This is a genomic window from Ruegeria sp. CDSC021 (assembly GCF_059610845.1).
Window position 1 is genome coordinate 169,357 of the sequence record NZ_JBXWOK010000004.1, and the last position, 19,069, is coordinate 188,425.

General features: G+C 57.3%; 18 protein-coding genes. 15 read left to right on the forward strand and 3 right to left on the reverse strand.

Translation table 11 applies throughout. The features are described from left to right. The first annotated feature begins 21 nt into the window (after nucleotides 1-21). From AC2FGB_RS09450 to AC2FGB_RS09475, 6 genes are all read left to right on the forward strand, one after another. Nucleotides 22-621: a LysE/ArgO family amino acid transporter gene (locus tag AC2FGB_RS09450; RefSeq protein ID WP_271949439.1), complete on the forward strand. Its 600-nt coding sequence runs from the start codon at nucleotides 22-24 to the stop codon at nucleotides 619-621. Between the two features lie 40 nt (nucleotides 622-661). Next, nucleotides 662-1,570 (forward strand): DMT family transporter, encoded by a 909-nt coding sequence (locus AC2FGB_RS09455; RefSeq protein WP_496689676.1) that lies wholly within the window; start codon nucleotides 662-664, stop codon nucleotides 1,568-1,570. An 87-nt stretch (nucleotides 1,571-1,657) separates the two neighbouring features. Then, nucleotides 1,658-2,230, forward strand: a complete 573-nt coding sequence (betI, locus tag AC2FGB_RS09460) for a choline-binding transcriptional repressor BetI (RefSeq protein ID WP_271949443.1) — start codon at nucleotides 1,658-1,660, stop codon at nucleotides 2,228-2,230. Next, nucleotides 2,227-3,735, forward strand: a complete 1,509-nt coding sequence (gene betC / locus AC2FGB_RS09465) for a choline-sulfatase (protein WP_281994927.1) — start codon at nucleotides 2,227-2,229, stop codon at nucleotides 3,733-3,735. The genes betI and betC overlap by 4 nt, the downstream gene beginning before the upstream one ends. An 86-nt stretch (nucleotides 3,736-3,821) precedes the next feature. Further along, nucleotides 3,822-5,480 (forward strand): choline dehydrogenase, encoded by a 1,659-nt coding sequence (betA, locus tag AC2FGB_RS09470; RefSeq protein WP_496693832.1) that lies wholly within the window; start codon nucleotides 3,822-3,824, stop codon nucleotides 5,478-5,480. 78 nt (nucleotides 5,481-5,558) lie between these two features. Further along, nucleotides 5,559-5,798 (forward strand): HP1242/YdcH family protein, encoded by a 240-nt coding sequence (locus AC2FGB_RS09475; RefSeq protein ID WP_496693831.1) that lies wholly within the window; start codon nucleotides 5,559-5,561, stop codon nucleotides 5,796-5,798. Between the two features lie 59 nt (nucleotides 5,799-5,857). Here the strand turns inward: AC2FGB_RS09475 and AC2FGB_RS09480 are convergent, their stop codons facing one another. Together AC2FGB_RS09480 and AC2FGB_RS09485 are read right to left on the reverse strand one after the other, a co-directional pair. Continuing rightward, nucleotides 5,858-7,258, reverse strand: a complete 1,401-nt coding sequence (locus tag AC2FGB_RS09480; protein ID WP_271949447.1) for a helix-turn-helix domain-containing protein — start codon at nucleotides 7,256-7,258, stop codon at nucleotides 5,858-5,860. Nucleotides 7,259-7,323: 65 nt separating this feature from the next. Further along, a complete protein-coding gene (locus tag AC2FGB_RS09485; protein WP_142636794.1) occupies nucleotides 7,324-8,529 on the reverse strand; it encodes a multidrug effflux MFS transporter in 1,206 nt (401 codons plus the stop codon). Between the two features lie 183 nt (nucleotides 8,530-8,712). Between AC2FGB_RS09485 and AC2FGB_RS09490 the strand changes: the two genes are divergently transcribed. The 5 genes from AC2FGB_RS09490 to AC2FGB_RS09510 all read left to right on the forward strand — a co-directional run bounded on the left by AC2FGB_RS09490 (nucleotide 8,713) and on the right by AC2FGB_RS09510 (nucleotide 14,325). Continuing rightward, entirely contained in the window at nucleotides 8,713-10,245 is a 1,533-nt protein-coding gene (locus AC2FGB_RS09490) for an acyl-CoA carboxylase subunit beta (RefSeq protein WP_142636795.1), read from the forward strand. A 256-nt stretch (nucleotides 10,246-10,501) separates the two neighbouring features. Further along, on the forward strand, nucleotides 10,502-10,828 hold the full coding sequence (locus AC2FGB_RS09495; RefSeq protein ID WP_496689677.1) for a DUF6497 family protein: 327 nt from the start codon (nucleotides 10,502-10,504) through the stop codon (nucleotides 10,826-10,828). Between the two features lie 73 nt (nucleotides 10,829-10,901). Then, nucleotides 10,902-11,255 carry a hypothetical protein gene (locus AC2FGB_RS09500; RefSeq protein ID WP_142636799.1) on the forward strand — a complete coding sequence of 118 codons (354 nt, stop codon included), beginning with the start codon at nucleotides 10,902-10,904 and terminating at the stop codon, nucleotides 11,253-11,255. 706 nt (nucleotides 11,256-11,961) lie between these two features. Further along, a complete protein-coding gene (locus AC2FGB_RS09505) occupies nucleotides 11,962-12,165 on the forward strand; it encodes a hypothetical protein (RefSeq protein ID WP_142636801.1) in 204 nt (67 codons plus the stop codon). A gap of 114 nt (nucleotides 12,166-12,279) precedes the next feature. Next, complete coding sequence (locus tag AC2FGB_RS09510; RefSeq protein WP_496693830.1) at nucleotides 12,280-14,325, forward strand: ATP-binding protein; 2,046 nt, start codon at nucleotides 12,280-12,282, stop codon at nucleotides 14,323-14,325. A gap of 76 nt (nucleotides 14,326-14,401) precedes the next feature. Here the strand turns inward: AC2FGB_RS09510 and AC2FGB_RS09515 are convergent, their stop codons facing one another. Continuing rightward, nucleotides 14,402-14,848 carry a DUF4174 domain-containing protein gene (locus AC2FGB_RS09515; protein ID WP_271949456.1) on the reverse strand — a complete coding sequence of 149 codons (447 nt, stop codon included), beginning with the start codon at nucleotides 14,846-14,848 and terminating at the stop codon, nucleotides 14,402-14,404. A gap of 168 nt (nucleotides 14,849-15,016) precedes the next feature. On the opposite strand from AC2FGB_RS09515, the gene scpA reads away from it, so the two are divergent. The 4 genes from scpA (at nucleotide 15,017) to AC2FGB_RS09535 (ending at nucleotide 19,065) form a co-directional block, all read left to right on the forward strand. After that, complete coding sequence (gene scpA / locus AC2FGB_RS09520; RefSeq protein WP_496693829.1) at nucleotides 15,017-17,143, forward strand: methylmalonyl-CoA mutase; 2,127 nt, start codon at nucleotides 15,017-15,019, stop codon at nucleotides 17,141-17,143. A gap of 108 nt (nucleotides 17,144-17,251) precedes the next feature. Continuing rightward, nucleotides 17,252-17,854: a VOC family protein gene (locus AC2FGB_RS09525; RefSeq protein ID WP_496693828.1), complete on the forward strand. Its 603-nt coding sequence runs from the start codon at nucleotides 17,252-17,254 to the stop codon at nucleotides 17,852-17,854. Then, nucleotides 17,851-18,339, forward strand: coding sequence for a GNAT family N-acetyltransferase (locus AC2FGB_RS09530; protein WP_282027550.1), 489 nt, complete (start codon nucleotides 17,851-17,853; stop codon nucleotides 18,337-18,339). The genes AC2FGB_RS09525 and AC2FGB_RS09530 overlap by 4 nt, the downstream gene beginning before the upstream one ends. A 45-nt stretch (nucleotides 18,340-18,384) precedes the next feature. Further along, nucleotides 18,385-19,065, forward strand: a complete 681-nt coding sequence (locus AC2FGB_RS09535) for a molecular chaperone DjiA (protein ID WP_142636813.1) — start codon at nucleotides 18,385-18,387, stop codon at nucleotides 19,063-19,065. Nucleotides 19,066-19,069: the final 4 nt, after the last annotated feature.

Genomic DNA, 19,069 nt, shown 5'->3' on the forward strand with positions numbered 1-19,069 from the left:
AAAGCGAACACAGGAGGTTTCATGTCCGCATCTCTGATTTCCGGATTCGCTCTAGGCTTTAGTCTGATTTTGGCCATTGGTGCGCAGAACGCCTTTGTCCTGCGTCAAGGGCTGCGCCGCGAACATGTTTTTGCCCTATGCCTGACCTGCGCCGTATCGGATGCCATTCTGATTGCGGCAGGGGTTGCCGGGTTCGGAACGCTTGCTCAGACTGCTCCTTGGTTCGAGCCGGTCATGCGCTATGGCGGGGCTGTGTTTCTGACCTGGTACGGGTTGCGCAGCCTGCTATCGGCCTGGCACGGCGGGTCTTCCATGGATGTCAGTGAAGGGACACGTTCAAGTCTGAGGTCTGTCCTGCTGACCGTGCTGGCATTCACCTGGTTGAATCCGCATGTCTATCTGGACACGGTGGTTCTGATCGGGTCGATATCTGCACAATATGATGACCGGTTGGCCTTTGCTATTGGAGCGATGCTGTCCAGCTTTGTCTTCTTCTTCTCGTTGGGCTACGGGGCAAGGATTCTGTCGCCGGTCTTTGCCCGCCCAAGGGCATGGCAGGTGCTGGATGTTGTTATCGGTTTTGTCATGCTGGCGATTGCGGCCAAGCTGGTGGCGATCTGAGGTCTTGTTCCCACCTGTGTTTCGGTGTTGAACCGTTAACATGACAACTCAACCTAACACCTATCGGCCATTGGCGGGAATGTTCTGGATGTTTTCCGCCGGTCTGTCCTTTGTTGTCATGACTGCGCTCGTCAAATCTCTGGGCACCTCCATGGACCCGATACAGGCCGCATTTCTGCGCTTTGTCTTTGGGTTGGTGTTCCTACTGCCAGCGTTACGGCTGATCGTTACGACACCTCTGACACGTAGGCATCTGACACTGTTCGGCATCCGCGGGGTGGTTCACGCCATTGCCGTGATGCTGTGGTTCTTTTCCATGACCCGAATTCCGTTGGCCGAAGTCACGGCCATGAACTACATGACGCCGGTCTATGTCACATTGGGTGCTGTGCTGTTTCTAGGCGAGAAGCTAGCCTTCCGCCGGATTGCCGCCATTGGTGTCGCATTGATCGGTGTAGCAATTATTCTCCGACCTGGGTTTCGGGATATCTCGGTTGGTCACGTGACCATGTTGGGCACTTCGTTGACGCTTGGTGCATCCTACCTGCTGGCCAAGATGCTGGTGCGAGATCTGCCGCCCTCGGTCGTGGTTGCACATATGTCCATATGGGTGACGATGGCGCTGATACCTTTCGCCATTGCCGTGTGGTCCCCTCCAAGTCTCCATGATTTGGGTGTGCTGTTTCTGGTTGCCTGTTTTGCCACACTTGGACACTATCTGATGACCTTGGCCCTGCAGGCTGCCCCCGTTGCAGTGACGCAGCCCGTCACATTCTTACAGCTGATCTGGGCCACGCTGGTTGGGGCGTTGGTTTTCCACGAAAGCGTAGATTTGTGGGTGGTCGCGGGGGGCACGCTGATTCTGTTGGCAGTCAGTTTTATTGCCTGGCGCGAGGCCGTGTTGAACCGCAGCAGCCTGACGACCCCCAGTATTGCACCTAAACTTTAGCCGGTTTCTGCCGAAAAAACGTTATTAATTGACGAGTCAATAAAAATCTCCTAGCGTTTTTCTATCAAAAGCAGTTGAGGGGTACGGATGCCGAAACTCGGAATGGAGCCAATCCGCCGTGATGCGATCGTTAAGGCAACGATTGCTGAGCTCGGGTCGAAAAAATCCCTCGATGTAACCGTCAGCCAGATCGCTAAGCGGGCTGGCATGTCCAGCGCGCTGGCACATCACTATTTCGGCGGTAAAGATCAGATTTTTCTGGCAGCGATGCGCCGCATCCTGTCGGATTTCGGGGCAGAGGTCCGGTCAGAACTGAAAGCAGCCACGCCAAGTGGACGCGCGCAAGCGATCATCCGGGCATGCTTTGCCCCATCCTGTTTCACGCCGGATGTGACGGCAGCGTGGATGACATTCTACGTTCTTGCGCAGACCAATGACGACGCCCTGCGATTGTGGCAGATTTATCAGGCCCGTATCCGGTCGAACCTAGTTTATGCGCTGCGCCCGCATTTGGCCGATCCGGTTGAGGCGGCCGGGAACATGATCGCCTTGATCGACGGACTTTATATCCACGCCGCGCTGAGCGCCCCGGAAGAACCGCAACTGGCTGTAAACCACGCGATGCGCGTGCTCAGCACCTTGCTCGAGGCCGAGAAATGACAAAACCTAATATTCTGATCCTGATGGTGGATCAGTTGAACGGGACCCTTTTTCCTGACGGTCCTGTCGACTGGCTGCATGCGCCAAACCTGAAAAAGCTGGCCGAACGATCCACGCGATTTGCGAATGCCTATACGGCGTCGCCCCTGTGTGCGCCGGGTCGGGCCAGTTTTATGTCCGGTCAGTTGCCGTCGCGCACTGGTGTCTATGACAATGCCGCCGAGTTTGGCAGTGATATTCCGACATATGCCCACCATCTGCGCCGTGCAGGGTACTATACCTGTCTGTCGGGCAAGATGCATTTCGTCGGGCCTGATCAGTTGCACGGGTTTGAAGATCGCCTAACCACCGACATCTACCCCGCCGATTTCGGCTGGACCCCGGACTACCGTAAACCAGGAGAGCGGATTGACTGGTGGTATCACAATATGGGTTCGGTCACGGGCGCAGGTGTAGCCGAGATTTCCAACCAAATGGAATATGATGACGAGGTGGCCTATAACGCCAAGTCCAAGCTATACGATCTGGCCCGTGGCAAGGACGACCGTCCATGGTGCCTGACTGTAAGCTTTACCCACCCGCATGATCCCTATGTTGCACGTCGCAAATACTGGGACCTGTACGAAGATTGCGAGCACCTTCTGCCCGAGATTGCCGACCTTGGTTATGATAATCAGGACCCGCATTCGAAACGGATTTTTGACGCCAATGACTGGCGCAGCTTTGACATCACTCAAGAAGATACCCGCAAATCACGCCGCGCCTATTTCGCCAATATCTCTTATCTGGACGACAAGGTCGGAGAAATCCTCGAGGTGTTAGAGACCACGCGGCAAGAGGCGATCATCCTGTTCGTTTCGGATCATGGCGATATGCTTGGTGAACGCGGATTGTGGTTCAAGATGACCTTCTATGAAGGGTCATCCCGCGTCCCGCTGATGATCTGTGCGCCCGATCTGCCAGCGGGCCGGATCGACGCTCCGGTTTCGACCATAGATGTGACGCCGACCTTGGGTGCTCTTGCCGGTGTCGATATGGCAGAGATCGCGCCGTGGACAGATGGCGAAAACCTAGTGCCGCTGGCCATGGGTCACGAGCGCAGTGCGCCGGTCGCGATGGAATATGCAGCCGAGGCCTCTTATGCGCCACTGGTGTCCTTGCGCTATGGCAAATGGAAATACAACCGATGCGCGCTGGACCCTGATCAACTGTTCGACCTCGAGACGGACCCTTCCGAGTTGGAGAACCTCGCAGACAGGCCAGAGCATGCAGGAACGTTGCAGACCTTGCGTGCCAAGTCCGATGCCCGTTGGGATCTGGATCGGTTCGACGCCGAAGTTCGCGCCAGCCAGGCGCGTCGCTGGGTCGTGTACGAGGCGTTGCGCCAGGGCGGGTATTATCCTTGGGACTACCAGCCCCTGCAGAAAGCATCTGAGCGGTACATGCGTAACCACATGGATCTGAATATCGTCGAGGAAAGCCAACGCTTTCCACGCGGAGAGTAACAACCCGAATTAACAAGACCCTCTCTGGTCAGGCAGAGATTTTTTGATGAAAAATCTTGGCTCCGGTTGAGAATGGAGACCCGAAAATGGAAGCAGATTTCGTCATCGTCGGCGCAGGTTCCGCAGGCTGCGCGATGGCATATCGTTTGAGTGAGGCCGGTGCCTCGGTTCTGGTGATCGAGCATGGCGGTACCGACATGGGCCCGTTTATCCAGATGCCCGCCGCGCTAAGCTATCCGATGAACATGTCGCGCTATGACTGGGGCTATCAATCCGAGCCTGAGCCGCATCTGAACAACCGCCGCCTGGCCTGCCCGCGAGGGAAGGTGATCGGCGGATCCTCTTCGATCAACGGAATGGTTTATGTGCGCGGCCACGCCCGGGACTTCGATACCTGGGCCGAGATGGGCGCGGATGGTTGGTCTTATGCGGATGTGCTGCCGTATTACAAACGGATGGAGACCTGGCATGACGGCGGTCATGGTGGGGATTCCACTTGGCGGGGCACTGACGGGCCGCTGCATGTGTCGCGGGGCCCGCGTGCGAACCCGCTGTTCCAGGCCTTTGTCGATGCGGGCCAGCAAGCCGGGTATGAAGTCACGGGCGACTATAACGGTGAAAAGCAAGAAGGCTTCGGCCCGATGGAGCAGACCGTCTGGAAAGGGCGGCGCTGGTCGGCGGCAAATGCCTATCTGCGGCCTGCGCTCAAGCGCGAGAACTGTGATATCGTGCGCGGTCTTGCGACCCGGATTGTTCTGGAAAACGGAAGTGCTGTTGGTGTTGAACTGATCCGTGGCGGCAAGACAGAGGTGATCCGCGCGCGCCGCGAAGTGGTCATCGCAGCCTCGTCCATCAATTCGCCGAAACTTTTGATGCTGTCTGGAATCGGCCCGGCTGCGCATTTGGCTGAGCAGGGGATCGGAGTTGTTGCAGACCGTCCGGGGGTTGGCGCAAATCTACAGGACCATTTGGAGCTGTATATCCAGCAAGCCTCGCTTCAGCCGATCACGCTCTACAAACACTGGAACCTGGTCAGCAAAGGCCTGATCGGGGCGCAATGGCTGTTCACCAAGACCGGCCTTGGTGCCTCGAACCAGTTCGAAAGCGCGGCCTTCATCCGATCAAGGCCGGGTGTCGAATACCCCGACATCCAGTACCACTTCCTGCCGATGGCGGTGCGCTATGACGGGCAGGCCGCGGCCGAGGGGCACGGGTTCCAAGCACATGTGGGTCCGATGCGATCGGAATCACGGGGTGCTGTGACATTGCGCTCGGCTCGACCCGAGGACGCACCTGTCATCCGGTTCAATTACATGAGCCAGGAAAAAGACTGGGAGGAGTTCCGCACCTGTATCCGCTTGACGCGAGAGATTTTCGGGCAAGAGGCGTTCAGACCCTTTGCCGGGAAAGAGATTCAGCCCGGTGCTGCGGTACAAACAGATGAAGAGTTGAACGCCTTTATCGCTGAGCATGCCGAAAGTGCCTATCATCCCTGCGGCACCTGCAGGATGGGACGGGTGGATGACCAGAACGCGGTTGTCGACTCCGAAGGCCGGGTGATCGGCGTGGATCGGCTGCGTGTGGCGGACAGTTCGATCTTTCCGCAAATCACCAACGGCAACCTTAATGCGCCGTCGATCATGGTGGGCGAGAAAGTCTCGGATGATCTGCTGGGCAAAGATCCGTTGCCCAAAGCCAATGATCAGCCTTGGATTCATCCGCAATGGGCCTCGGCGCAGCGCTGATTTGATCCGCGTCAAAGCGGGGGGAGTGGGACCAATATAGACCTGAATCGCAACGCATTTTCTAAGGAGCGAACAGGAATGTCCCACACCCCGCACGAATTGGCCGAAGAGTTTCCCGACAAGGTCGAATTGATCAGTCGGCTTAAACAGTCCGATGCGCATTTTTCTCGGCTGGCCGAAGAGTATCACGAGGTCAATCGTATCGTGCACCGCGCGGAAACCAACGTTGAGCCGATGGAGGACCTTGCCGAAGGCGAGCTGCGCAAGAAACGCGCCGCATTGAAGGATGAGATCTGGGCGATTTTGTCGAACGCTTAAGGGTTGGGCGGGGGCATTGCCCCCGTTTCGGCTGGCCGCGTTTTTATGCCGGGTAAAGCTCAGGTGACTTCATAGGGTAAGGTTCCGCGGGTATGAGTGTCGATGGACAGGCGACGTTCCAGCGGAGGAACTGACCGTTGGTGGCAGTTCTGGCGTTCGCAGATCCGGCACGAGATACCTATGGGCTCGTAGGCACTGGCGTTTGAGATATCCAGATTGTCGGCATAAACCAACGCTTCGGCGTGGCGGACCTCGCATCCCAGCGCAATCGCATAGCGCCGGACAGGCGCTCCGTACGAACCGCCCGATTTCGAAACATCCCGCGCCAGCGAGATATAGCGGACCCCGTCCGGGGTTTCGGCAAGCTGCCGCAGGAAGTGACCCGGAGTTTCAAAGGCGCGGTGCACATTCCACAACGGGCAGGCACCGCCAAAGCGTGCAAATTGCAGGCGCGTGGCGGAGTGGCGTTTTGTGATCGTTCCAGCCTGATCCACCCGAACAAAGAAGAATGGTATCCCCTTTGCACCGGGGCGTTGCAGCGTAGAAAGCCTGTGGGCCACCTGTTCGATGGATGCTCCAAAACGATTGCTGAGCAATTCCAAATCATGGCGATACAGCTGGGCTGCGCTGAGAAATTCGCCATAGGGCATCAGAGAGGCGCCAGCAAAATAATTCGCCAGGCCGATCTTCGCAATCGCGCGCGCCTCATCACTGTGAAATTTGGCGAAATCCAGTGTCGCTTCAAGCAGCTTGTCCTGATTGATTAGGGATACCTGCAAGAGCAGCTGAAACACTTGTGTTTGCGGTGCAATCCGTGATGACAGCAGCAATGTTTTGCTATCCGCATCGTATTTCCGGGTTTCTTCGATATCCGGGAACTGAACGCGAATACCGTTTTCTCCCAAGCTTTCGATTGCGGCGGCGCGAATTCCGCCTTTGTCCTGGGCGCGGCCTGCAAATCGTTCTGCGGCTCGGTCAACCGCGTCTATGTAGTTGTCGCAATAATGGAAAAAGTCTCGCACTTCTTCCCAGGGGCTGGCCTGAATCTGTGCGTCTTCACGTCCCAGGGCTTCGTCCAGCGAGGCCAGCCTTTCATGCGTCTGGCGATACGTGCGGTGCAGGGCGATAAACGCTCGGGCCATTGCGGGGGCGTTTGAAGCTGTCAGGCGCAGATCAGCGAGCGGTGGCATGGCGTCATCAAACACGGGGTCTGCCAGCGCTTCGCGCAGGTCTGAGACCAGACGTTCGCTGTCACCAGTGCTAAGTTCGGTCACGTCCATGCCGAATTCCTGCGCCAGAGCCAGAACAACCGTGGTCGAGATCGGGCGGTTGTTATTCTCCATCTGGTTCAGATAGGGAAGAGAAACCCCCAGTTTGGCTGCGAATTCCTTTTGTGTCAGCGTCAGGCGCGTGCGCATTTCACGCAGTTTTGCACCAGCATAGAGCTTTTGGGTCGCCATGGCGTGCCTTTGCAACTTTTCTAATCTTGAACGCTAGCTTTGCAAACCGTCCTGCGCAAGGCGTGTTACAGGCCCAAATACCGTTCGCGCCGGATCACGATGGCAATAGCAACGATGGCAAATGTTGCTGAGGCCAACATCAGCCACAGCAGCGGCATCGCGCCTGTTTCATGGGTTAGTATTGCGCCCGTGAGCGCGCTCAGGCCAGCTCCGCCGCCCAGCATGATGGCCCCGCTCAGCCCAGATGCTGTCGCGGCCAGGTGCGGGCGGACGGACAGTGCGCCTGATGTTGCGTTTGGAATGGTCATACCATTGCCCACACCAACAATGGTCATGAACCCAAAGAAGCTGAGAACTGAGCCGAAGCCCGTAAGGAACACGATCGTCGACAGTGCAACGCCGGTTGCGTTCATCCAGCACCCCCAAAGAACCATCCGGTTCACGCCAAAGCGGACAGAGAACCTGCCGCTGAAGAAGTTGCCGAAGAAATAACCCACCGCGGGGGCGCCGAAGTAAATGCCCAGTTCTGACGCTGTTAGGCCGAACAGTTCAGTCCCGACGAAAGGCGCGCCGCCCAGATAGGCGAAAAAAGCGCCCGACGACAGGGCTGAGGCCATGGAATAGCCCCAGAACCGAGGGGATCTGAGCAATTCCGGGTATTCACGAAACTGCTGCAGCAAGGTCAGCCCGCTTTTGCGGGATGTTTCTCCGAAGTCGGAATAGGTCAGCATTAGCGCCAGTAGACCCAGCCCGAAAGGAAGCCAGAAATTTGCCTTCCAGCCAAAGCTCTCTTCCAGAAAGCCGCCGATGGCAGGGCCAATCATTGGAACAATGGCCATTCCCATGGTGACATAGCCGATCATCGAAGCGGCCTGATCTGCTTCGTAAAGGTCTCGCACCGCTGCACGGCTAAGGACCATTCCAACTGCGACGACCGCTTGAAACATCCTGAAGGCCAGAAATACTTCGGCGTTCGGGGAGTAGATGCAACCCAGTGTCGCAATCAGAAACAGAACCAATCCCCAGAGAATAACTGGCCTGCGGCCAACCTTATCTGCGATGGGGCCGATCAGAATTTGGATTACTGCGCTGATCATCAGATACAGAGCGATCGACAGCTGCATGACTTTGTAGTCTGCGTCAAAATACGCGGCCATATTGGGCAGGCTGGGAAGGAAAAGATTCAAGCTCAGCGCTGACAGCCCGGATAGCATCACAAGTGTGGCAATGGTTGGGGGCGAACGACGCGCTGGCGAAGAAGTAAACTGCATGGTTCACATGTATAGTGACGGTTTTTGGGATTGCCATCCGTGACCGTGTCTCAGTGCGAAACTTTGCATGTTTACAATTACCCGAAACTGTATTTTCAAAGATTTGCAAATTTGCCGAATGAGGCTTTGGTCTGAACGAAACTAAGTATAGTGTCGCGCCAAATTTCAAAGGGGATCATCGTTATGAAAGACATCCTTTCCGAGCTTGAAGGCCGCCGCAACGATGCACGGCTGGGAGGTGGGCAAAAACGTATTGATGCGCAGCATGCGCGGGGCAAGCTCACCGCACGCGAACGCATAGAGCTGTTGGTGGATGAAGGCAGTTTCGAAGAATTCGACATGTTTGTCAGCCATCGTTGCACGGATTTCGGGATGGAAAATCAAAAGCCTGCAGGCGATGGTGTCGTCACCGGATGGGGCACAATCAATGGTCGTATGGTCTATGTCTTCAGCCAGGACTTCACCGTTTTCGGCGGGTCTCTGTCGGAAACCCACGCGCAGAAAATCTGCAAGATCATGGACATGGCAATCCAGAATGGTGCCCCGGTGATCGGCATCAACGATTCGGGTGGTGCGCGAATCCAGGAAGGTGTGGCCTCGCTTGCGGGTTATGCCGAGGTGTTCCAGCGTAACATCATGGCCTCGGGCGTGGTTCCGCAGATCAGTGTGATCATGGGGCCCTGCGCCGGTGGCGCCGTCTACAGTCCGGCGATGACCGACTTTATCTTTATGGTCAAAGACACCTCGTACATGTTTGTGACGGGCCCCGATGTCGTCAAGACAGTCACCAATGAGGTTGTAACCGCCGAAGAGCTGGGTGGTGCATCGACCCATACCAAGAAATCCTCGGTTGCCGACGGTGCATTCGAAAACGATGTCGAAGCACTGGCCGAAGTGCGCCGTCTTGTCGATTTCCTACCGTTGAACAACAAGGAAAAACCGCCCGTTCGTCCCTTCTTTGACGAACCGGGCCGGATTGAGGCTTCGCTGGATACGTTGATCCCGGACAACCCGAACACGCCTTATGATATGAAAGAACTCATTGCCAAAGTGGCGGACGAGGGTGATTTTTACGAAATTCAAGAAGATTACGCCAAGAACATCATCACGGGCTTTATCCGTCTCGAAGGTCAGACCGTAGGTGTTGTAGCCAACCAGCCGATGGTGCTGGCCGGCTGTCTGGATATCGACAGCAGCCGCAAAGCCGCGCGCTTCGTCCGGTTCTGTGATTGCTTTGAAATTCCGATTTTGACACTGGTTGATGTGCCGGGCTTTTTGCCGGGAACCTCGCAGGAATATGGCGGCGTGATCAAACATGGCGCAAAACTGCTGTTTGCCTATGGCGAGGCGACCGTTCCGAAGGTCACAGTGATCACCCGAAAGGCCTATGGCGGTGCCTATGACGTGATGGCATCCAAACATCTGCGTGGCGATTTCAACTATGCTTGGCCAACCGCCGAGATCGCGGTGATGGGGGCCAAGGGCGCGACCGAAATCATCCACCGTGCGGATCTGGGCGATGCCGAGAAAATCGCACAGCACGCTCAGGACTATGAGGACCGGTTTGCCAACCCGTTTGTGGCTGCGGAACGTGGATTCATTGATGAGGTGATCATGCCGCATTCGACCCGCCGCCGCGTATCGCGAGCTTTTGCCAGCTTGCGTAACAAGCAACTGAAAAACCCCTGGAAAAAGCACGATAACATTCCGCTGTAAGCTGACGGTCGCGGGGCAGGCGCTCTGGTTTGCCTGCCTCTCGGCACGTTGGTGAAAGACCCCCAAACGGCGAATTTGACTTTGAGAGCAAAGCTGCTAAATGAAATGCCTTATTGGACATAGAAAAGCGCGGGCCAGTAGGCATGCGCGCGCGATCCCGGAGAGAGGAGCTCGCCTTTGGTGGGTCTGGGATCGCGCCTTATGTCTGGCAATTCTCTGTCTTGGTTCGCCTACATTCGCTGAAGCATTGGTGCCGGTGCCCTCTGGGCAGCCTGTACATCTGAACGACGTCCTGCTGGACAACAATCCGGGCGAGTTATGGCTGCGCTTTCGGTTCATCGCGCCAAAGATCGGCTCGGATGTGGGACGCATTGGATATGATGTCGCCACGATCGACATGGAGCACCTTTGTCAGACGCTGGCCGTGGCCTATGTCGCGCACCACAAGCTGGAACCAGCCAGGGTTGTGATTTCCCTGTCGAACAAGCCGATAGATTTTGGCCATACCGCGCCGGATGCCACGCAGTTCTTCGAAGCGTATCTTCTGCAGGATTCCCAATGTATTTGGGACGGAGGGATTTGAGAATGGTTGTCAATTACCACAATTTCTGTGCATTCCCCTTCGCCTCAAAGGACCTTAGCGAAGAGGCGCAGAAATGTTGAAACATCGCGGATTTCCCGGCCGTCTGACCGGGACGGATTATCAATTCACTATCAGACGGGCCAACCCAAAGGGAGTTACCCCACTGACAACGCGTGAACGGTTCCGGGATCGTAAACCTGCTGATCGTCGCGCGGATGCAGCCTTTATCGAGGCCCTGTGGGAGCATTTCGGCGACCAGCCATTCGAACGTGGCAATCTGGATGCCGGTCGCCTGAGCTGGTTTTTCGGGCGTGAGGTCATTCCGGCGGAGGATCCGTTTGACCCCGCCAGCTATGATGCCTTGCTGGTCATTGATCCGAGCGTGGCCAGAGCCTCGTTTCCGGACATTTTCGGCGGGGATAGCTGAAGGTGATCGACGTCGTCGCACATAAACGCCTTGGAAATTCCAACAGGGTTTCTTTGCCCCGGTTGGGTCAAGAAGGATATGTGCGCTGTGCAGATCGGGCGCGTGACAATCGCGCAAAATACCTGAGGGAAAGGGCGCAAACCACTGATTCTATGGCCTGTATAACCCGTGGCTTGGTGGCGGGAAAACCATCAAGGCTTGGGCAGGAAAAAGGCCGGTCGGCGGGGGTTGGCCGCGGCGACTTAGGATCGAATTCTTCAGGTCATGTGATCTCAGGTAGTGTTGATAAAACAAAGGTTTGCGTGACTTTCGGGGTGCGAATTTCGCCCTGCCCAACCAAAGTTCACGCAAGCGGAATCGGCGCGTTTCTGCGCGATATTTCGCTGAATGGGCAGATTCTGGCCGGAAATTTCACCACTGGCCAATCCCGGTTTGCAGGTGCAACCGGGCCGTGCATGGTGAGCGGGTCGTGCGGCTCTACTTTGCCTGCGTCGCACGCGCACCTACTATTCCGTACCCCTTCCTTCCGCGGGCAGGCTTGTGGTTTTCACAATGTCCTGCCCGCGTTTTTCTTTGTGCAAACTTCAGTCATTGGATGGCATAAAACTGCGCAAATGGGCATTTCGGTACGCTCGTTATTGAATAACAGTGGCGATTTCCCGCATCTGGCTCTGAAATTGTTAAAAAACCAAAAAGGGCAGACATCATGCGAATCTCGAAAGTCATTCTTGCAATGGCGACCTGTGCAGGGCTCGCGGCGTGCGGAGACTCGACCGGCGAGCAGGCGTTGCTTGGCGGTGGAGCCGGCGCCGTTGGCGCGGCAGTCGTCAGTGCCGACCCGCTGTTGGGTGCCGTGGTCGGCGCGGCAGGCAACGTGCTTTACTGCAAGACCCAGAACAACTGTAGATAACGAAATCTTCGGGGCCCCCGTCGCCCCGACCGTCATCGCGCGACACGCCGTCGTGGGGCCATTGCCCCGCGGCGGCGTTTTGCGTTTCCAGAACTTCAAGACAGAGGACGTTCCATGTTCAACAAGATCCTGATCGCCAACCGGGGCGAGATCGCCTGCCGGGTTATCAAAACCGCCCGCAAGATGGGCATCGGCACGGTTGCCATCTATTCTGACGCGGACAAGAACGCCCTGCATGTATCGATGGCGGATGAGGCGGTGCATATTGGCCCACCGCCTGCAAACCAGTCCTATATCGTCATCGACCGCGTGATGGAGGCAATCCGTCAGAGCGGCGCGCAGGCGGTTCACCCGGGGTATGGTTTTCTGTCGGAAAACTCGAGATTCGCCCAAGCGCTGGATGCCGAAGGCGTGGCCTTTATCGGCCCTCCGGTCGGTGCGATTGAAAGCATGGGTGACAAGATCACCTCTAAAAAGATCGCGCAAGAGGCCGGCGTCTCTACGGTTCCGGGCTATATGGGCCTGATCGAAGACGCCGACGAGGCCGTCAAGATTTCGAATGAGATCGGATATCCGGTCATGATCAAGGCCAGTGCTGGCGGCGGTGGTAAGGGTATGCGGATCGCATGGACCGACGACGAGGCGCGCGAAGGGTTCCAGTCCTCCAAGAACGAGGCCGCGAATTCCTTTGGCGATGACCGGATTTTCATCGAGAAATTCGTGACCCAACCCCGTCACATCGAGATTCAGGTCCTATGCGACAGCCATGGTAATGGCATCTATCTGGGCGAGCGCGAATGCTCGATTCAGCGCCGAAACCAGAAGGTTGTGGAAGAGGCGCCGTCGCCTTTCCTGGACGAGGCGACACGCCAGGCGATGGGCGAACAGGCGGTGGCCCTGGCCAAGGCTGTGGATTATGCCAGCGCTGGCACGGTCGAGTTTATCGTTGATGGTGACAAGAACTTCTATTTTCTGGAAATGAACACACGCCTGCAGGTGGAACACCCGGTGACCGAACTGATCACCGGTGTCGATCTGGTTGAACAGATGATCCGCGTCGCAGCCGGTGAGAAACTGTCGATCTCCCAGGACGATGTCACACTGACCGGCTGGGCGATTGAAAACCGTTTGTATGCCGAAGATCCTTATCGTGGCTTCTTGCCGTCCATTGGTCGTTTGACGCGCTACCGCCCGCCTCAGGAAACTGCCGCTGGTCCGCTGTTGGTAAATGACAAATGGCAGGGTGAGGCCCCCAGCGGAGAGGCCGCCGTTCGCAACGATACCGGCGTCTATGAAGGCGGTGAGATCAGTATGTATTACGATCCGATGATCGCCAAATTGTGCACCTGGGCCCCGACCCGTGATCAAGCGATTGAGGCGATGCGGGTGGCGCTGGACAGTTTCGAGGTCGAAGGCATCGGGCACAATCTGCCGTTCCTGTCGGCAGTGATGGATCATCCGATCTTCATCAAGGGCGAGATGACTACCGCGTTCATCGAAGAACAGTACCCCGATGGGTTCCAGGGCGTAGAGCTGCCCGAGGCTGACCTGCGCCAGATCGCAGCTTCCTGCGCCGCCATGCACCGGGTGGCTGAGATTCGCCGCACCCGTGTATCGGGCCGGATGGACAACCATGAACGCAAGGTCGGCAAACGCTGGGTCGTGACCCTGCAGGGCCAGGAATACGCAGTTCAGGTGAATGCCGACAAAGAGGGCGCGACGGTCAAATTCGAAGACGGCGCGACATTGCGCGTGGCCTCGGAGTGGACGCCGGGCGATCAGCTGGCGGTGCTGGACATAGACGGTAGCCCGCTGGTTCTGAAGGCCGACAAAATCTCGGGCGGGTTCCGGATCCGCAACCGGGGCGCGGATATGAAGGTGCATGTGCGCCGTCCGCGACAGGCGGAACTGGCCAAGCTGATGCCCGAGAAACTGCCGCCGGATACGTCGAAACTGCTGCTCTGCCCGATGCCTGGCCTGATCGTAAAGGTCGATGTCGAAGTGGGCCAAGAAGTGCAGGAAGGTCAGGCGCTGTGCACCATCGAGGCGATGAAGATGGAAAACATTCTGCGCGCCGAGAAAAAAGGCACCGTTGCCAAGATCAACGCAGGCCCCGGCGACAGCCTCGCCGTGGATGATGTGATCATCGAGTTTGAATGATCATGACCGTGCGTTTGTCATATCCTGCAAGGGAACCGGCGGTCGCCGCCGGGGCCGTCGGGTATGGGAAACGCGTTCAGCCGCCCTCGCGCCGTTCACGGATTTCGCGTTGGCGCAGGGGGGTCTTGTCGATGGAGCGACCGATTTCACGCACGCTCCAAGGGGAGGGTTTGCGCAGTTTGACCACGCCGTCCTTGTCGACAAACACCATCTGGAACCCACGCGGGCGCAGTTTTGACCGGATGGGCGAGCGGGCGTCAGGGTCAGTGTCGATCAGAACGACCACATCGCGGTCGCGCATGACGTCCTCCCCTTCCAAAAGCATGTCGACCTGCTGCTGGAATCGCGGGTCAGCAGGTGTATCGGCAAAGACAACAATGGGCCGCTTGATCCACAGATATTCGCTGAGCTCGCTATCCCCCACAGGGCGGACAAATTCATCGTCAACCGGGGCTACCCCGTCAGCTGCAAGGGCCGCCAGTGGAAATAGCGCCGAAAAAACAAAGGCTAGCGTTCGTGTCATTGGGCCTCCTGTTGGATTGAATATAGTCCCTGTGCGCACGAATGCGACCAGCGAAATGCACGCAGCCCATAAAATATTGCGTCCCATCCAATTCCAATGGGCGCAACCACGGATGATAACGCGCGGGCCACGCCCTTGCGCGACCCGAATTGAGAAAAGGATATCGCAATGACCAATAGGAAAGACTGGCAGGCGCTGGCCGAGAAAGAGCTGCGCGGTCGCCCGTTGGACGACCTGACCAAAGAGACGCTGGAAGGCATCGCCGTCAAGCCACTCTATACGCAGGAAGATACGGCTGATCTGCCACATATGGGCTCCATGCCCGGGTTTGGGCCGTTCACGCGCGGGGTAAAGGCGACAATGTATGCCGGTCGTCCCTGGACGATCCGCCAATATGCGGGGTTTTCTACCGCCGAAGAATCGAATGCCTTCTACCGTCGCAATCTGGCGGCGGGTCAGCAGGGGGTCTCGGTTGCTTTCGATCTGGCCACGCACCGCGGATATGACAGCGACCACCCACGCGTTGTCGGCGATGTGGGCAAGGCCGGTGTGGCCATCGACAGCGTAGAGGACATGAAAATCCTGTTCGACGGCATCCCGTTGGACAAGGTCTCGGTCTCGATGACCATGAACGGTGCCGTGATTCCTATCCTGGCAAGTTTCATTGTAGCGGGTGAGGAACAGGGCCACGACAAATCCGTCCTGTCCGGCACTATTCAGAATGACATTCTGAAAGAATTCATGGTGCGTAACACCTATATCTACCCGCCTGAGCCTTCGATGAAGATCATCTCGGACATCATCGAATATACGTCGAATGATATGCCCAAATTCAACTCGATCTCAATCTCGGGCTATCACATGCAAGAGGCCGGCGCGAACCTGGTGCAGGAGCTGGCCTATACGCTTGCTGACGGGCGCGAATACGTTCGTGCAGCGACGCAGGCCGGAATGGATGTCGACAAATTCGCTGGTCGCTTGTCGTTCTTTTTTGCCATTGGCATGAATTTCTTCATGGAAATTGCCAAGCTGCGTGCGGCCCGTACCCTTTGGCATCGGGTGATGACCGATTTCGGCGCGAAATCCGAGCGCTCTAAGATGCTGCGGACCCATTGCCAGACCTCAGGCGTGTCGCTGCAAGAACAAGACCCCTATAACAACGTGATCCGCACCGCCTATGAGGCGATGAGCGCGGTTCTGGGCGGCACCCAATCGCTGCATACTAACGCCTTGGACGAGGCGATTGCGCTGCCCACCGATTTCTCTGCTCGCATTGCACGGAACACTCAGTTGGTGCTGCAAGAGGAAACCGGGGTGACCGATGTGGTCGATCCGCTGGCCGGGTCTTACTACGTCGAAAGCCTGACCAATGAGCTGGTCGAAAAAGCCTGGGCTCTTATGGAAGAGGTCGAGGAAATGGGCGGCATGACCAAGGCCGTTGCATCCGGCATGCCAAAGCTTCGGATAGAAGAAAGCGCCGCCCGACGGCAGGCGATGATCGACCGGGGTGACGAGGTAATCGTCGGCGTCAACAAGTACCGCAAGGAACGGGAAGACCCGATAGACATTCTGGATGTCGACAACGTGGCTGTCCGCGAGGCGCAGGTGGCACGTCTGGAACGCATCCGTGCCACGCGCGATGAGGCTGCCTGCCAAAAGGCGCTGGACACCCTGACGACCACCGCCCGCGATGGCGGCAACCTGCTGGCCGCTGCTGTCGAAGCCGCCCGTGCCCGCGCATCCGTAGGAGAGATCAGCATGGCAATGGAAAAGGAATTTGGTCGCCACCGCGCCGAGGTCAAAACGCTGGCCGGTGTTTATGGGGCCGCCTATGAGGGCGACGAAGGCTTTGCCACCATCCAGAAGTCCATTGAGGATTTTGCTGAGGCCGAAGGCCGTCGCCCGCGCCTGCTGGTCGTCAAGATGGGGCAGGACGGGCACGACCGGGGAGCCAAGGTGATCGCCACAGCCTTTGCCGATATCGGCTTTGACGTGGACGTTGGCCCGCTGTTCCAAACGCCAGCCGAGGCAGCACAAGACGCGGTGGACAATGACGTCCATGTCGTCGGCATTTCGTCTCAGGCAGCCGGGCACAAGACGCTGGCCCCGCAGCTGGTCGAAGAACTGAAAAAGGCCGGGGCTGAGGATATCATCGTCATCTGCGGAGGTGTCATCCCACAACAGGATTATAAGTTCCTCTATGATCACGGGGTTAAGGCGATCTTTGGTCCGGGTACGAACATCCCAGAGGCGGCACAAGATATCCTGAGTTTGATCGGCGAAGCCAAAGATTGACCCGGCGCAGAGGTTTTTCGTCGAAAAATCTTGTGATCCAGCGCCTTTGAGGAAAACATACGGCCAGACCCTTGCGGTCTGGCCGTTTGTCATCTGGGGGGCTCATCCGTGTTACTTGATCACTTGGCGGTAGCTGGCGAAACGCTTGAACAGGCTTCGGCTCATGTCGAACAGGCGCTGGGCGTACCCTTGCAGGACGGCGGCAAGCACGAGAAATTCGGAACTCATAACCGGTTGTTGGGCCTGCGGGACGGTTTGTATCTGGAAGCCATCGCGATTGACCCCGATGCACCCAATCCGCAAATAACCCGCTGGTTCGATCTAGATCGGTTTCAGGGCGCTCCCCGCCTGACCAACTGGATTTGCCAGATTCCGGATATCGAGACCTCACTGATGGTCTTTCCTGACGGAGTCGGCCAACCGATCGACCTAAACCGTGGCGCGCTGCGTTGGCGCATGGCGGTGCCTCCCAATGGGCGCCTGCCGTTTGATAATCTTTTCCCGGCGCTCATCCAGTGGCAGGGTGACCTTCACCCGGCAAACATGCTGAACGACAGTGGCTGCCAGCTGCGCCGCCTAGTCGTCTATCACCCTGATGCGCTGGATCTCGCCAAAGCGGTTGGGCCGTTGGGGCAAGTTGAGTTCGACAGCGGTCCGGCGGCGTTGCGCGCGGAAATTGACACGCCGCACGGGGTGCGGGTGCTGGAATGAATATCCGGCAAGCCAGTTCAGACGACGCGCCCGCCGTTGCGGCGATCTGGAATGCGATCATCCGCGACACGCTGGTGACCTTCACCACCGAATTGCGCAGCGATGACGCCGTTGCATTGGATATCAAATCCAGAGGGGCGGCGTTTCTGGTGGCCAAGCGTGACGGCGTTGTTCTGGGCTTCGCAACCTATGGTGCGTTTCGGTCAGGGCCGGGCTATGCCCATACGCGTGAACATTCGATCCTGTTGGCACCGCAGGCGCGGGGTCAGGGGATAGGCCGCGCATTGTTGCAGGCCTTGGAAGCCCGCGCACAGATGGACAATGTTCATGTTCTGATTGCGGGCATTTCCTCGGCCAATCCTACGGCCATCGCTTTCCATACAGCTGCCGGATTTACACAAGTGGGCCTGATGCCCGAGGTGGGGTTTAAATGCGGTCAGTGGTTGGATCTTGTGCTGATGCAGAAAATTCTTGCCCCGCAGTGATCTGTCGCACCTGACAGTCGCGAAGGAGCGGGTTAGGGTGCACTCATGTCGATTTGGACCCGTATATCCGATGCGCTAAGCGCGCTTGCACAGGGCGAAAGCCTGACGGCCGTGTTCGAGAAACTGCGCACGCCGCCGGAACGCTCGGTCGCCTTTGCGATTGCGGTCATCGCCCTGGGGGCCAAGATGGCCAAGGCCGACGGGCAGGTCACGCGAGACGAGGTTACTGCCTTTCGGGATGTATTTCAGATCGCACGCGAAGATGAGGCCGGTGCAGCTCGAGTCTTTGACATGGCGCGCACCGATGTCGCCGGGTATCAGGAATATGCCAGCAAAATTGCCTATATGTTCGCAGAAGACAGCACCACCTTGTGCGACCTGATGGAGGGGCTGTTTCATATCGCAATGGCCGACGGGTTTTATCATCCCAACGAAAATAAGTTTCTGGAAGATGTCAGCCGGATATTCGGTCAGACCGATGCTCAGTTTCTGGCCTTACGCGCACGGTTTGTACCGGATGCACCAAAGGATCCTTATACGGTGCTGGGTGTGCCGCGGAATATGCCTCTGCCCGACATTCGTAAGGTCTGGCGGCAACTTGTACGCGACACTCATCCCGACGCCATGATGTCACGAGGCGTTCCGGAAGAGGCCATTCGTCTGGCCGAAAAAAAGATGATCGACATCAATCGCGCCTGGGATGAAATCAAAGGCGCGCAGGCCTGAACCG

What these genes read in the sequence shown, in the direction of transcription:
- AC2FGB_RS09450 (WP_271949439.1), top strand. Translation starts at nt 22, where the DNA reads ATGTCCGCATCTCTGATTTCCGGATTCGCTCTAGGCTTTAGTCTGATT.
- AC2FGB_RS09455 (WP_496689676.1), top strand. Translation starts at nt 662, where the DNA reads ATGACAACTCAACCTAACACCTATCGGCCATTGGCGGGAATGTTCTGG.
- betI (WP_271949443.1), top strand. Translation starts at nt 1,658, where the DNA reads ATGCCGAAACTCGGAATGGAGCCAATCCGCCGTGATGCGATCGTTAAG.
- betC (WP_281994927.1), top strand. Translation starts at nt 2,227, where the DNA reads ATGACAAAACCTAATATTCTGATCCTGATGGTGGATCAGTTGAACGGG.
- betA (WP_496693832.1), top strand. Translation starts at nt 3,822, where the DNA reads ATGGAAGCAGATTTCGTCATCGTCGGCGCAGGTTCCGCAGGCTGCGCG.
- AC2FGB_RS09475 (WP_496693831.1), top strand. Translation starts at nt 5,559, where the DNA reads ATGTCCCACACCCCGCACGAATTGGCCGAAGAGTTTCCCGACAAGGTC.
- AC2FGB_RS09480 (WP_271949447.1), bottom strand. Translation starts at nt 7,258, where the DNA reads ATGGCGACCCAAAAGCTCTATGCTGGTGCAAAACTGCGTGAAATGCGC.
- AC2FGB_RS09485 (WP_142636794.1), bottom strand. Translation starts at nt 8,529, where the DNA reads ATGCAGTTTACTTCTTCGCCAGCGCGTCGTTCGCCCCCAACCATTGCC.
- AC2FGB_RS09490 (WP_142636795.1), top strand. Translation starts at nt 8,713, where the DNA reads ATGAAAGACATCCTTTCCGAGCTTGAAGGCCGCCGCAACGATGCACGG.
- AC2FGB_RS09500 (WP_142636799.1), top strand. Translation starts at nt 10,902, where the DNA reads ATGTTGAAACATCGCGGATTTCCCGGCCGTCTGACCGGGACGGATTAT.
- AC2FGB_RS09505 (WP_142636801.1), top strand. Translation starts at nt 11,962, where the DNA reads ATGCGAATCTCGAAAGTCATTCTTGCAATGGCGACCTGTGCAGGGCTC.
- AC2FGB_RS09510 (WP_496693830.1), top strand. Translation starts at nt 12,280, where the DNA reads ATGTTCAACAAGATCCTGATCGCCAACCGGGGCGAGATCGCCTGCCGG.
- AC2FGB_RS09515 (WP_271949456.1), bottom strand. Translation starts at nt 14,848, where the DNA reads ATGACACGAACGCTAGCCTTTGTTTTTTCGGCGCTATTTCCACTGGCG.
- scpA (WP_496693829.1), top strand. Translation starts at nt 15,017, where the DNA reads ATGACCAATAGGAAAGACTGGCAGGCGCTGGCCGAGAAAGAGCTGCGC.
- AC2FGB_RS09530 (WP_282027550.1), top strand. Translation starts at nt 17,851, where the DNA reads ATGAATATCCGGCAAGCCAGTTCAGACGACGCGCCCGCCGTTGCGGCG.
- AC2FGB_RS09535 (WP_142636813.1), top strand. Translation starts at nt 18,385, where the DNA reads ATGTCGATTTGGACCCGTATATCCGATGCGCTAAGCGCGCTTGCACAG.